The sequence below is a fragment of the Pseudomonas sp. NBRC 111138 genome (assembly GCF_001320835.1).
In the GTDB taxonomy this organism is placed as follows: Bacteria; Pseudomonadota; Gammaproteobacteria; order Pseudomonadales; family Pseudomonadaceae; genus Aquipseudomonas; species Aquipseudomonas paracarnis.
This window is the reverse complement of the sequence record NZ_BCBO01000049.1, coordinates 1-12926: the sequence shown is the minus strand read 5'-3', so window position 1 is coordinate 12926 and position 12926 is coordinate 1. Positions and strand designations below refer to the sequence as shown.

General features: G+C 61.2%; 13 protein-coding genes. 6 read left to right on the top strand and 7 right to left on the bottom strand.

Annotated elements, in window-relative coordinates; genetic code table 11:
* Both APH41_RS09370 and APH41_RS09365 read left to right on the top strand, forming a co-directional pair.
* A partial coding sequence (locus tag APH41_RS09370; protein WP_082430431.1) for an SDR family NAD(P)-dependent oxidoreductase occupies nt 1-773 on the top strand: 773 nt, incomplete at its 5' end.
* A 25-nt stretch (nt 774-798) separates the two neighbouring features.
* Complete coding sequence (locus APH41_RS09365) at nt 799-1209, top strand: SRPBCC family protein (protein WP_054918606.1); 411 nt, start codon at nt 799-801, stop codon at nt 1207-1209.
* A 109-nt stretch (nt 1210-1318) separates the two neighbouring features.
* Here the strand turns inward: APH41_RS09365 and APH41_RS09360 are convergent, their stop codons facing one another.
* Nucleotides 1319-1816, bottom strand: coding sequence for an AAA family ATPase (locus tag APH41_RS09360; protein WP_054918604.1), 498 nt, complete (start codon nt 1814-1816; stop codon nt 1319-1321).
* Between the two features lie 161 nt (nt 1817-1977).
* Between APH41_RS09360 and dapF the strand changes: the two genes are divergently transcribed.
* The gene (gene dapF / locus APH41_RS09355; protein WP_054918602.1) at nt 1978-2781 is read left to right on the top strand and encodes a diaminopimelate epimerase; all 804 of its coding nucleotides are present in this window, start codon (nt 1978-1980) and stop codon (nt 2779-2781) included.
* Here dapF and APH41_RS09350 read toward each other — a convergent pair.
* Together APH41_RS09350 and APH41_RS09345 are read right to left on the bottom strand one after the other, a co-directional pair.
* Nucleotides 2778-3914 carry a PAS domain-containing sensor histidine kinase gene (locus tag APH41_RS09350; protein ID WP_034125767.1) on the bottom strand — a complete coding sequence of 379 codons (1137 nt, stop codon included), beginning with the start codon at nt 3912-3914 and terminating at the stop codon, nt 2778-2780. The genes dapF and APH41_RS09350 overlap by 4 nt on opposite strands.
* On the bottom strand, nt 3904-4719 hold the full coding sequence (locus APH41_RS09345) for an alpha/beta fold hydrolase (RefSeq protein WP_054918600.1): 816 nt from the start codon (nt 4717-4719) through the stop codon (nt 3904-3906). Before APH41_RS09345 ends, APH41_RS09350 begins: the two co-directional genes overlap by 11 nt.
* 132 nt (nt 4720-4851) lie before the next feature.
* Between APH41_RS09345 and APH41_RS09340 the strand changes: the two genes are divergently transcribed.
* Nucleotides 4852-6045: a YgcG family protein gene (locus tag APH41_RS09340; RefSeq protein ID WP_054918597.1), complete on the top strand. Its 1194-nt coding sequence runs from the start codon at nt 4852-4854 to the stop codon at nt 6043-6045.
* 146 nt (nt 6046-6191) lie between these two features.
* Here APH41_RS09340 and APH41_RS28750 read toward each other — a convergent pair whose 3' ends face one another.
* From APH41_RS28750 to APH41_RS09325, 3 genes are all read right to left on the bottom strand, one after another.
* On the bottom strand, nt 6192-6758 hold the full coding sequence (locus APH41_RS28750) for a hypothetical protein (protein ID WP_139271524.1): 567 nt from the start codon (nt 6756-6758) through the stop codon (nt 6192-6194).
* A 308-nt stretch (nt 6759-7066) separates the two neighbouring features.
* Nucleotides 7067-7576: a GNAT family N-acetyltransferase gene (locus APH41_RS09330; RefSeq protein WP_054918593.1), complete on the bottom strand. Its 510-nt coding sequence runs from the start codon at nt 7574-7576 to the stop codon at nt 7067-7069.
* A gap of 223 nt (nt 7577-7799) precedes the next feature.
* Nucleotides 7800-9215 (bottom strand): cytosine permease, encoded by a 1416-nt coding sequence (locus tag APH41_RS09325; RefSeq protein WP_054918592.1) that lies wholly within the window; start codon nt 9213-9215, stop codon nt 7800-7802.
* A 250-nt stretch (nt 9216-9465) separates the two neighbouring features.
* On the opposite strand from APH41_RS09325, the gene APH41_RS09320 reads away from it, so the two are divergent.
* A complete protein-coding gene (locus APH41_RS09320) occupies nt 9466-10377 on the top strand; it encodes a LysR family transcriptional regulator (RefSeq protein WP_034125760.1) in 912 nt (303 codons plus the stop codon).
* 30 nt (nt 10378-10407) lie between these two features.
* On the opposite strand, the gene tkt is transcribed toward APH41_RS09320, so the two are convergent.
* Entirely contained in the window at nt 10408-12462 is a 2055-nt protein-coding gene (gene tkt / locus APH41_RS09315) for a transketolase (RefSeq protein WP_054918590.1), read from the bottom strand.
* 175 nt (nt 12463-12637) lie between these two features.
* On the opposite strand from tkt, the gene APH41_RS09310 reads away from it, so the two are divergent.
* Nucleotides 12638-12862 (top strand): YdcH family protein, encoded by a 225-nt coding sequence (locus APH41_RS09310; RefSeq protein WP_054896555.1) that lies wholly within the window; start codon nt 12638-12640, stop codon nt 12860-12862.
* The last annotated feature ends 64 nt before the right edge of the window (nt 12863-12926 follow it).

Genomic DNA, 12926 nt, shown 5'->3' with positions numbered 1-12926 from the left:
TGGCTATTGTCAGCGGCAGCACCGCCGGTATCGGCCTGGGCATCAGCCAGGCCCTGGCGCAATCCGGTGCCACGGTGGTGGTGATCGGGCGTGATGCAGGCAAGGTGGACGACGCCTTGGCGAGCATTCGCCAGGCGGTTCCCGCTGCTCAACTGCGTGGTGTGGTGGCCGACCTCGGCACCGTTGAAGGCGCACAGAAACTCTTCGCCGCCGAACCCTGCGCCGACATTCTGGTCAACAACCTGGGCATCTTCGACGCGGTGGATTTCTTCGACGCGCCGGACAGTGAGTGGGCGCGCTTCTATGAGGTCAATGTGATCTCCGGTGTGCGCCTGGCGCGGCATTATGTGCCGGGCATGGTCGAGCAGGGCTGGGGCCGGGTGATCTTCGTGTCGTCGGAGTCTGGCGTGGCGACGCCGGCCGACATGATCAACTACGGGGTGACCAAAAGCGCCAACCTGGCGGTGTCCCACGGCCTGGCCAAGCGCCTGGCGGGTACTGGGGTGACGGTGAATGCTATCTTGCCGGGGCCGACCTTTACCGATGGCCTGGAACACATGCTCAAGGACGCTACGGCCGAATCCGGGCGCAGTGCCCGCGAGGAAGCGGATGTGTTTGTGCGCCATGCGCGGCCCACCTCGATCATCCAGCGCGCGGCCAATGTGGATGAAGTGGCGAACCTGGTGGCGTACATTGCTTCACCGCTGTCTTCGGCGACGACCGGTGCCGCGCTGCGGGTCGACGGTGGCGTTGTCGACAGCATGGCAATCTGATTTTTTCCTGACTGGAGTATTGATCGTGGCAACAGCGTCTTCTGTGATTGAAATTGCGGTGTCGGCCGACCAGGTCTGGCAACTAATTGGCGGCTTCAACAGCCTGCCCGACTGGCTGCCTTTGATTGCCAAGAGCGAGCCGAGCGAGGGTGGTCGTGTGCGTCACCTGACCGCCGCTGACGGCGGCACGATTGTCGAGCGCTTGCAGACTTTCGACAACGTGGCGCGCACCTACAGCTACACCATTGAAGCGTCGCCGTTTCCGGTGAGTGCCTACCTGTCGACCTTGCAGGTTGAAGCGTTGACGGACACCTCGGCGAAAGTGACCTGGTCCGGCGTGTTCACGCCGGCAGCGGGTACCACCGATGCGCAAGTCGAGGAATTGTTTGCCGGTATTTACGAAGGCGGGCTTGAGGCGCTGCGCGGTAACTTCTAAAGATTGTGGTGAGGGAGCTTGCTCCCGCTGGACTGCGTAGCAGTCCCACAAAGAGCGGGGCCGCTTCGCTCCCCAGCGGGAGCAAGCTCCCTCGCCACAGGGTTGGGTTTTAGCCTATATGGAGCAAGGCTGCCGCGACAGCCTCTGCCGGCGTCATCTGCGCCGTATCCAGCCTGAACGGTGGTACCTCCCAGCGTTCATACTCATGTGCCTGTACCGATTCCCAGGTCGGTGGCACCAGCCCGGGAATATCGCCCACACGCCCTTCGACTCGACGCCGATGCGCCTGCTGATCGGTACACACCACCTCGATATTGATCAGTGCCACGCCGGCCGCTGTCGCCACCGCTTGCCAGGCATCGCGGCTTTCCTTCACCGGGTTCACACAATCGGCGATCACCCGCTGTCCCAGGCGCAGGTTACTCAGCGCCAGCGCATTCGCCACACCGTAGCCGCTGGCCCCCACATCGCCCACCAACACCGCAGCCTCCCGCAGCGCCTGCTCAATCACATCGATACGCAGGTAAACCGCGCCCAACTGTCGCGCCAGCTCCCTGGCAATCGTGGTCTTGCCACTGCCAGGCAAGCCGCTGAATACAATAAGCATGACCCATCAACCCCATATGTAGGAGCGAGCTTGCTCGCGAAAAACGCCAACAAAAACGCGTACTGCCTGAATAAACGCGGTGCCTGTGAGTTTTTCGCGAGCAAGCTCGCTCCTATAGTGGTATTAGAACCGCGTGATTCATTTCACCCACAGGAGCGCCCATGACCCTGCCGTTCGTGAAGATGCACGCCCACGGCGACGACTTCATTATCATCGACCGCCGTGGCGAGGATAACCCCGTTAATGCGCAGATTGCCCGCCACCTGGGTAACCGCCGCACCGGCATCGGTTTCAATCAACTGGCGGTGGTGCTCGACTGTGAGCAGGCCGCCGCGCGCGTTCAGTTCTGGAACCCGGACGGAACACGCCTGCAAACCTGCGGCAGCGCGACTCGTGGCGTGGCCGATCGCCTGATGCATGAGGCAGGCGCCGAGACCATCGTGCTGCTTAGCGACCGCGGTTTACTGACATGCACACGTGCTGATGGGCAGCGGGTGTCGGTGGACATGGGCGCACCCTCGCTGGGCTGGGCGTCGGTACCCTTGGCCAAGGCGGTGGACACCTGCGTGTTGCCTATCGACGGCCAGCCGGCAGCGTGCAGCATGGGCAACCCGCATTGCACGTTTTTTGTAGAGGATGTGACTGCGCTCGATATTGAGGCCATGGGCTCGACCCTGGAAGTTCACCCGCTGTTTCCGGCCAGGACCAATGTGCATTTCGTGCAAGTGCTGGACCGCGGCCATATCCGCCTGCGTATCTGGGAGCGTGGCGGCGGTGTGCCGCTGGGGTCCGGTTCATGCTGTTGCGGGGCGGTCGTCAACGGCATCCGGCGAGGGCTGCTCGATGAGCGTGTGGAGGTCCAGTGCGACGGCGGCGCGGTCACGGTGCAATGGGACGGGCAGGGCGGGGTGATATTGACCGGCGGTGTCGAGCCGATCATGCAGGGCACCGCGTACCTGTACTAGAACTTCACGGTAAACGTGGTACCGGCGCTCGCACAGGAACTCACCGCCACGTCGCCGCCATGTACTTTGGCCAGTTCGCGCACGATATACAGGCCCAGGCCTACGCTGCGCACGTCGCTGCCCTGGTCGGTGCCGCGGGTCATGGGTTCGAACAATCCGGCCAGCAGGGTTTGGGGAATCGCCGGGCCGTGGTTGTGCACCGCGACCGCGCAGGTGTTGTCGCCCAGGCGTGAGGTGATGGTAATCGGCTGCAGCAAGTCGCCATAGGCCACGCTGTTGGCCACCAGGTTACCGATCATCTGTTGCACACGGTCGGCGTCCAGGCACGCGTCGCCCTGGCCCTCGGCGTGATGCACCAGCGTGGCCTTGGGGAAGGCCACCCGCAGTTCGTCGACGCTGCGATGAATAACGCCATGCAGGTCCAGCGGTTGCGGCTTGATGGTAATGCCCTGGCCGACCCGGGCCTGGGTGAAGTCCAGCAGGTCGGCAATCATGCGATGGGCGCGTTCGGATGACTGGCCGATATGCCCCAGTAGCTGGCGCTCCTTGGCCGTGCGCTCGCCGCGCTGGAGAAAGTCGGCGGCCATGCGGATCGCCGTCAGAGGGTTTTTCAGGTCGTGGCTGACAATCGCCACCATCTGTTCGGCAAACAACGCCCGGCGCTGGGCAATGGCGTAGGCCTCGCTCAGCTCGGCCTGGGCCTGTTGCAGGGCCAGTTCCGTGGCGGTTTTTTCCTGCAGCAGGGCTTCGGCCTGCTTGCGCGCATTGAGCAGTTCGCGCTCGTACTTGTCACGGTCGGTGGTGCCGAACAGCGCCAGGTCATACACCACGCCGTCCGGCTGCTGGCGCTGGTTGGCATTGAGCAAGACCGTGACTTTGTGCCCGTTGCAATGGCGGATGTCGAGTTTCACCTCGGTGACGCTGCCGTGCATGCGCAGCATTGGCGCCAGGTGCGTCTGGTAGAAAATCCGCCCGCCCATGGCCAGCAGGTCCTGGAAACGCCGGCCCAGCAGTTGGGCCGCAGTGAAGCCCAGCCAATCGCACAAGCGCGGGTTGACGTGCAGGATCGTGCCATCTTCCTGGGTCACCGCCAGGGCACAGGCCGCGCTGTCAAACAGCGGGTCAACGGGCATCGGCAGCCGCCCAAGGGGCCAGGAACCGGTCCATCGCCGCGGCACACGCCTGGGGGGCGCTCATATGCGGGCAATGGCCGACATTCTCGACCAGGCAATAAGTGCTGTTAGGTAACACGGTGTGCAGGTATTCACCCACGGCCACGGGGGCGATCAGGTCGTCGGTCGATTGCAGGATCAGCACCGGGGTGGTCAGGCCGAACACATCCTGGCGGTTATCCGACAGGAAGGTCACGCGGGCGAACTGCTTGGCGATGTCCGGCTCGGTGCGACAGAAGCTGTCGGTGAGCGCCTCGCTCAGGTGCGGCTGCGTCGGGGCGCCCATGATCACCGGGGCCATGGCGCTGGACCAGCCCAGGTAGTTGCTGTCGAGGGTGTCGAGCAGGTCGTCGATGTCGTCGCGCTTGAAACCGCCGACATATTCCTCGGTATCGATATAGCGCGGCGATGGGCCAATCATCACGTGCGCGGCAATGCGCTGCGGGATGAAACGGTCGGCGAGGGTGCCGATCATCGCGCTGACCGAGTGGCCCACCAGAATCACCGGGCCTTGGGCGTAGGCGTCGATAATCTCGTTCAGGTCATGGGCATAGCCATCCAGGCGGCTGTATTTGGCTTTGTCGAACGCACTCACGTCCGACAGGCCGGCGCCGACCAGGTCATACAGCACCACGCGAAAGCGCTCGAAAAAGTGCGGTGCCAAGGCATTCCACATAGCCTGGTTGCAACCAAAGCCGTGGGAAAACACCAGCGTCGAGGGACCGTTGCCCATCACATGTACATTGTTGCGGTGACGTAGGTCCATGGAGTTCTCGTGGATGGCTAATTGCTATGCAGCGTAGTGGGCAGTTTAGATAGTCGCAGGCCCTGGGTCACGCGTTTGCGTGCAGATAAGGTAAAGTCGGCGCCTTCAGGGAGAGACTTCAGGTAACCATACATGATCGTGCTTGTGCGGCAATCGGTGTTCAGCCTACTGGCCCTGGTATTTTCCAGCCTGTTGATCACCGCTCATGCGGACACCTCGCCGATTGGGGTAGCCCTTGATCAGCGGGTCATTGACCTGACAAACACCCTCGACTCGGGCACCGCCCAGCGCCTCAAGCAACAACTGGCTGACCTTGAACAACGCAAAGGCGCGCAAGTGGCGGTATTGCTGGTGCCAACCACCGGCAGCGCCGATATCGAAGGCTACGCCAACCAGCTGTTTCGTGCCTGGAAACTGGGACGCAAGGACGTCAACGACGGCATCCTGCTGGTGGTGGCCAAGGACGACCGCAAGGTACGTATCGAGGTGGGCTACGGCCTGGAAGGCATCGTCACCGACCTGCTGGCCCATCGTATTATTGAAGAACAGATCACCCCGGCGTTTCGCCAGGGCGATTTTGCCGGCGGTGTGCAACAGGGGGTGGACGCCCTGACCGTGCTGGTGGACGGCGGTGACCTGCCGCAACTGGCGGGAGCCGGGATCAACCCCCAATTCATGGCATTGCTGGCGGCGCTTATCCTGGGCGGCTTGGGCGGCGTGGCGATTGCAGCCGGCAAGCTGCATTGGCGCAAGGCGTTGATCGCCGCCGTGGCGGCCACGCTGTTGTTGACGCTGCTGGCGGGCGGTTTGGAGTGGCCGATGTTCCTGTTTGTCATGCCGCTGACGCTGTTGATAGGCGGCGCGATATTCGGCGCGCTGTGGCAGGTGCGTACGCTGTTTTACTGTGTGATCGGGCTGCTGGCTTACAGCCTCGGGTTGGTTATGGCAAACCAGTACGTGGATGTCAGTTTCATCCATTGGCTGCTGTGGCCATTGGGCGTCTTGGTGGTGCTGGGGTTGTACCTGGTACTGCTGCTGATCATGAGAGAGACATGGCGCACCAGCCGCGCCGGTTTTATTGTGCGGTTGCTGGCGGCGGTAGTGGTGTACGTGGTGGCAGGATGGGTGATTGACGACGGCCGCGACGGCTGGCTGCTGGCGTTTCCTATCGCATCGTTTGTCGCGCTGATTATCTTTGGCAAGGTTGGCGAGGGGGCTGGATCTGGCTCGGGCGGTGGCTCCGGTTCAAGTTCCAGCAGTTCTAGCAGCAGCTCGTCCGGTGGTGGTGGTTCCAGTGGCGGTGGTGGGGCTTCCGGCAGTTGGTGACTCGCTGGCGGATGCCCACGCTTTCGCACCCCACCCATGGCAAGCGCGTGTTTGGCAATACCATGGAGAGGCGCAACGGCTTGGATAGCAAACAGTCGTTTGCACTGTTACGCCTTGACCCAACCGCCCTTGCCGTCGGATTTGATTTAGGAATCTATGGGGGCGCGATTGGCGACGCTCGGAGCGTCGTCGATGACCTTTTGGTCCGCAGGCAGGTAACCGTTATCAAACCGATGGGGAAGAGGGGGGATCTGCGCGTCGTCGATGACCTTTTTGTCCGACGGCAGGCAGAGGTGATCAAACCGACGGGGAAGAGGGTGGATCTGCGCGTCGTCGATGACCTTTTTGTCCGAAGGCAGGAAGATCTGATCAAACCGATGGGGAAGAGGGTGGAACTGCGCGTCGTCGATGACCTTTTTGTCCGAAGGCACGAAGTGGTGATCAAACCGATGGGGAAGAGGATGGACCTGAGCGACGTGGATGGCTTTTTTGTCCGAAGGCAGGAAGAGGCGATCAAACCGATTGCGATTGGCGTAGGCCCGATATTCGTCGCCGACGCTCTTCCAGCCGCACTTGCCACCGGACACTTCTGCATCATCGCCAACCCTGTTTTCTTCCAAGGGGTTGTACCTGGGTTTATCGTTATCGATCTTGTTTGCGTCAACAGGTTGATGGGTCGGGATGGATGGGGTGAAGCCACTGATTGAAGACACGATTACACCTCTGTGATAGCTAGGAAGATGCCCCGCCGGGGCAGGGTCCTGGCGGGGTGTTTCGCAGGCTACAGCGCCCGGAACCTTCACTCAATGTGGCCTGTTTCGCGTGAATGTAAGCGTGTGAAACCCCTGTGTGGTTAGCTCATACAGCGGGAGAAGTTGCTGTAGGCACAATCTGAGATAACGCTTTGCAGCGTCAGGCTTGACGTCAGACAGCACAGACAAATCCAGGATTTTTACCTGTTGAAAAGCATTCGTTCCCTGCACGGCTTTTCGGCAGCTTCATGCCTTGCAACACACAATCACTACTGCGACGGTGTGGCTTTCAACGCCATCACCATTTCATGCCACGCCATCCCACCGTGATCCGACGGCGAAGGGCGCACGTAGGTATAGCCCATGCGGGTGTACAACGGCACATGCTGTTGCTTGCACATTAGATGAATCGTCTGCTTGCCCAGTGTTCCCATGCGCTGCACGAACGCGGTCATCAGTCTTTTCGCATAGCCCTTGCCGTGATGGGCCGGGTCGACCACCACCGACATAATCACCACATTCGGCGCCTCGGCGTCATGGCCCACCAACTCCTTGAAAGCCTCGTCCGACATTACCACCTCATGGGCACAGCCCGAGTTGATGAACCCCACCACTGCGCCATCTTCCTCCAGGATCAGAAATCCCTCGGGATACTGCGCGATGCGCGTGGCGATCTTTTCAAGCGTTGCGGCTTCGTCGCCTTCGTAAGCGGTGGTTTCAATGTGAAAGCAGCGTGCGGCGTCGGTGGGCAGGGCGTTGCGCAGGGTGAGAGTGGGCATGGGCGGTTCCAGGGATGTTCAGTGAAAGGCCACATCATAGAGAAACATCGGGCCTATGGCACCGCACGGCCATTCATCACCCCTTGTAGGAGCGAGCTTGCTCGCGAAAAACGTCAACGATAACGCGCGCCTCCTGGATGAACGCGGCGCCTGCGAGTTTTTCGCGAGCAAGCGCGCTCCTACACGTTGTAACGGGTAGGGCAGGCGCGACCGAGCGTCTGTATCAAACCCCTCCCACCAACTTCCCACTGTCCATCCGGCGCTTATACGCACTGTCCCGACTCGCCAACCAGAAGTACAACGGCGAGGTCACCGCCAGCCCCACCACCCACGACAAGTCCGCGCCGTTGATGTGCTGCGAAATCGGCCCGACGTACAGCGGCGTGTTCATGAACGGAATCTGCACCGCGATCCCCACCGCATAGGCCAGCAGCGCCTGCGGGTTGTACTTGCCGTAGATGCCGCCATCCACACGGAAGATCGAGGCGATGTCGTATTGGCCTTTGTGAATGGCGTAGAAGTCGATCAGGTTGATCGCCGTCCAGGGCACCAGCACCACGAGCAGCACCAGCACCATGTCGACGAAGTGACCGATGAAGTCTTGGGAAGCAAACACCGCCGCAATCGAACAGGCGGCCAGTACGATGATGGAGATCACCGCACGGCTTTTCGCGGTCGGGATCCAGCGGTAGGCGAAGGTCTGTACCAAGGTGATGATCGACAGCACCGCGCCGTACAGGTTGAGGGCGTTGTGGCTGATCACGCTGAGCAGGAACAGCACCAGCATCAGCGGGCCGATGGCGCCGGTGGCGAGTTTGACGGCGTCCATGGTGTCCATGCCTACCGGCGTGGCGAGCACTGCCACGGCGCCGAAGATGAACGCCAGGCTCGACCCTAGCGCCGAGCCCAGGTAGGTGGTCCAGAAGGTGGCGGCTACCGACACGTCGGCTGGCAGGTAGCGGGAATAGTCCGACACGTACGGCGCAAAGGCGATCTGCCACAGCGCGGCCAGGGAAACGGTGGCCAGCCAACCCGAGATGTTGAAGCTGCCACGGGTGAGGAAATCCGTGGTCTGTACATGGGTGAAGATGTAGCCAAAGCCCAGCACGATGCCGGCGCCCAGTACCCAGGTGCCGATGCGGTTGAGTACGTGGATGAAGCGATAGCCGATGATGCCGATGATCCCGGAACCAATGGCGCCGATAACGATGCCCACTGGTACAGGTACAACGTCCACCACGCCGTGCAGGGATTTACCGGCCAGCACAATGTTGGAGGCGAAGAAGCCGATGTACATCACCCCGGCAATCACCACCACCAGCAACGCGCCGAGGGAGCCGAACTGCGCACGGCTCTGGATCATCTGCGGGATGCCCATCTGCGGACCCTGGGCCGAGTGCAATGCCATCAACACACCGCCGACCAAATGGCCGACAAGAATGGCGACAATGCCCCACACCAGGTTGAGGTGGAACAGTTGCACACCCAGTGCGCCAGTGACGATAGGCAACGGCGCGATGTTGCCGCCGAACCACAGGGTGAACAGGTCTCCTACCTTTCCATGGCGATCTTCCGGAGGCACGTATCCAATCGTGTGTTTTTCGATGAGCGGGACGGAGGATGTTGCAGTGGTAACCATGACGAGCTCCAAGGCAAGGTGAGTACGTGGACGTACTTCGCTATGCGCTGCACGGGCGGCGCTTTGTTGTTGGAGTGATCATCTGTAATGGGCGCAGGCAGGTAAATTAGTAAGTTTGTTGCTATAGACCTTAAAAAAAATATCTCATCTGGTTTTATGCTCCGGTATGTTGCATGGGCTTCAGTGGCTTGAAAAACCGGTGTATCTGCGCACCTGTTTGGGGCGAAAACCCACGTTTATGGAGGTGCCGATGGCTGCCTACAACCTGCGCCAGCTCAGATATTTTGTGACCACGGCCGAATGCGGCAGCGTCGCCGAGGCGTCGCGCAAGCTGTATATCGCCCAGCCGTCGGTGTCCACGGCGATCAAACAGCTGGAAGACAGCTTTGGCGTGCAGCTGTTTATCCGCCACCACGCCCAGGGCGTTTCCCTTACGCCCAGTGGCGCGCGCTTTTATCGCAAGGCGTTGGAGCTGTTGCGGGTGGCCCATGAGTTCGAGCAGAACGCCCTGGCGGATAATGACGTGGTGGCCGGGCAGATCGACATCGGCTGCTTTGAAACCGTGGCGCCGTTGTACCTCCCACGCTTGATCGCCGGCTTCAAGGCACGCTGGCCAGGGGTGGAGATCCGCATCCGCGATGGCGAGCAGCAGGAATTGGTGCAGGCGCTGACCGCAGGCAGTATCGACGTGGCGATGTTGTTTGAGCACGACCTGGGCGGCACTATCGAGACCACGCCGCTGATGCCGCCCCAACAGCCCTATGCGTTACTGCCGGCCGATCACCGCTTCGCCCAGCAGGCCAGGGTGTCCTTGGCCGACCTGGTGCTGGAGCCAATGATTTTGCTGGATGTGTTGCCCAGCCGTACCTACTTCGTGAGCATCTTCGAAGAGCGCGGGCTGACCCCGAATATCGTATTCAGCTCGCCCTCCATCGAAATGGTGCGGGGCATGGTGGGGCGCGGGTTCGGGTTCTCGATCCTGGTAACCAAACCCTTCAGCGAGTACACCTATGATGGGCAGAAGGTGGTGTGCATTCCCTTGGCTGAAACGGTCACGGGGTCCGGGTTGTCGGCCGTGTGGTTGCGCCGTGCACCGCTGACCAAGCCGGTGCAATTATTTGTCGACTATTGCCGTGAAGAACTTGCGCGGTTACTGGCGTGACTGCGAACCAGCCCCGCGCGCTTATGCGGGTCAGTGCTCGGCCAACTGGACCTGTTGCTTGGCCAGCTTCACCACATTGTCCAAGGTAAACCCGAATTTCTCCTGCAACTTTGCCAGCGGTGCCGAGGCGCCAAAGCTGTTCATCACCACCTTGGCGCCGGTCTGCCCGACATAGCGGTCCCAGCCCAAGGGACCTGCCTGTTCCACCACCACGCGGGCTTTCACTGCGGGCGGCAACACGCTGTCGCGGTAGGCTTGATCCTGGTCTTCAAACAGCTCCCAACTGGGCATCGATACCACGCTGGCGGCAATGCCTTCACCTTTGAGCTGCTCATACGCGGCGACCGCCAGGCTGACTTCGCTGCCTGTTCCTATCAGGATGACCTCAGGCTCTTGCGCACTGGCCAGCACGTAGGCACCTTTGGCCGCACCGCAGGCCGCCGCGTACTGGGTGCGATCCAGGGTGGGCAGCGGCTGGCGTGACAGCACGACACAGCTGGGCCGATGAGTCTGGGCCAAGGCGACTTTCCACAATTCCAGCGTTTCATTGGCATCGCCCGGGCGCAAGGTCAACAGCCCCGGCGTGGCCCGCAGTTGGGTGAGGTGTTCGATAGGCTGATGTGTCGGTCCATCCTCGCCGACGCCGATGGAGTCATGGGTAAACACGAAGATCACGGGTAATTCCATGATCGCCGCCAGGCGGATCGGCGGTTTCATGTAATCGCTGAATACCAGGAAGGTCGAGGTATACGGGCGCAGGTAGGACAGCGCCATGCCGTTGGCGATTGCGCCCATGGCGTGTTCGCGGATACCGAAGTGCAGGTTGCGCCCGCTGTAATCATCCGCGCTGAAACGCCCGGCACCGTCGAAGGTGAGGTTGGTCTTGGTCGAGGGCGACAAATCCGCCGAGCCGCCCAGCAGCCAGGGGATCTGTTGGGCGAAGGCATTCAACACTTCGCCGCCTGAGGCACGGCTGGCGACGCCTTTGGCATCGGCGGCAAAGTCTGGCAGGTGCGCTTGCCATTGCTCGGGCATTTCCCCGGCGCGCATGCGTTGCAGTTCATCGGCCCGTTGCGGCTCGAGGGAGGCCAGGGTCTGGTTCCATTCGGCGTACAACGGCTCGGCACGTTCGTAAAGGGCATCGTGCAACACTGTGCGAGCCTCTTGCGGCACCAGGAAGCTCGAATCCTGCGGCCAGCCATAGGCGGCCTTGGTCAGGCGAATTTCATCGTCCCCCAACGGCTCGCCATGGGCAGCAGCGGTATTGTGTTTGTGCGGTGAGCCGTAGCCGATCACGCTGTCCACCACGATCAAGGTGGGCGCGCCGGTGTTGGCCTTGAAGGTTTCCAGCGCCACGCTCAAGGCCTGCAAGTCATTGGCGTCGGTGACATGCACGGTGTGCCAGCCATACGCCTGGAAGCGTTGGAGCACGTCTTCACTGAACGCCAGCTCAGTGTGGCCCTCGATGCTGATGGTGTTGTTGTCATAGATCCAGCACAGGTTATCGAGCTTCAAGTGCCCGGCCAGGGACGCGGCTTCGCTGCTGATGCCTTCCATCATGTCGCCGTCACCGCACAGGGTGTAGACGTCGTAGTCAAACAGCACCTGGCCGTCGCGGTTGAAGCGCTGAGCCAGCCAACGCTCAGCCATGGCCATGCCCACGCTGTTGGCGCAGCCCTGGCCCAACGGGCCCGTGGTGGTTTCTACGCCTGTGGTCATGCGGTACTCGGGGTGGCCAGGGGTCTTGGAGCCCATCTGCCGGAACTGCTTGATATCCTCGAGGCTGACGGCCGGTTGGCCGGAGCGCTTGCCGTGGGCGTCGATCTCTACCACGCCGGCCAGGTGCAATAGCGAATACAGCAACATCGAGGCATGCCCCACCGACAACACAAAACGGTCACGGTTGGGCCAGTCGGGGTGTTCGGGGTGATAACGCAGGAAGCGACTCCACAGTGTGTACCCCACGGGCGCCAGGCCCATGGGCGTGCCAGGGTGACCCGAATTGGCCTTCTGCACGGCATCCATGGCCAGGGTGCGTAGGGTATTGATGCATTGGGTGTCGGCAGCAGTGGCAACGTGATTCATAAAACCGTTCTCCCTGGGGTGGCGATCTACAGTGGAGGGCAGGGCGGGGCAAAGGTTTGATCCCATCGCGTGCGCCGCGACGAACGGGTCGTTCTTGACTTCAAACATGACAAGGCTTGTTGGAATGGGCTAGCTTCAAGGGCGTAGACCATCGATCAATCTGTGGAGGTACGCCATGCCAGTGAAACACGACCTGTATCAGGACTTGGGATTGAGCAAGGAAGACGTTCACAAGCGCAGGGCGCAAGACAACCGGTTGGACTCACTGCTCACTCAATACGACGACGCCGACGCCAAGGTGCTAAAAGCGGAAAAAGCCAGTGCCAGCGATGAAGAGGTGGAGAACCTGAAGAAGAAGCGGCTGTTGATCAAAGACGAAATTGCGCAGCGGCTGGGTTAAGCAAACCCGTAACCTGTGGCGAGGGAGCTTGCTCCCGTTCGGCTGCGCAGCCGCCGCCGATGGG